At 52.2% G+C, this 272-nt stretch carries 1 protein-coding gene; it reads right to left on the bottom strand.

From position 1 onward, the window contains the following. Window positions 1-272: TonB-dependent receptor plug domain-containing protein (locus NLF92_RS13000; RefSeq protein ID WP_254102636.1), on the bottom strand; the 272-nt coding region annotated here is incomplete at both ends.

Here is a 272-nt window from a genome sequence, read left to right as displayed (position 1 = left end):
GGTTGTGTCAGGGGTAATCACATTAATCACACCATGTATCGCATTAGAGCCATAAAGCGCTGACGCAGGGCCTTTTATCACGTCAATACGCTGTGCAATTTCACCGTGTGCTTCAAACAGCTCGTTAATATTGCAAAAACCTGCTGCGCGCAACGCAATACCATCTTCTGCTGCTAAAATTCCGCCGCACGCTCCAGCGCCGGTTAACACTGGCGAACGAAGGGCAGGTAAATACTCTTGCCCATTGCCCCGCTGTACGCCGGCCCCCCCAA

Origin of the sequence: Opacimonas viscosa (genome assembly GCF_024199005.1) — a bacterium.
Lineage (GTDB): Bacteria > Pseudomonadota > Gammaproteobacteria > Enterobacterales > Alteromonadaceae > Opacimonas > Opacimonas viscosa.
The sequence above is the reverse complement of the archived record's forward strand: the minus strand, read 5'-3'. Positions and strand labels throughout refer to the sequence as shown.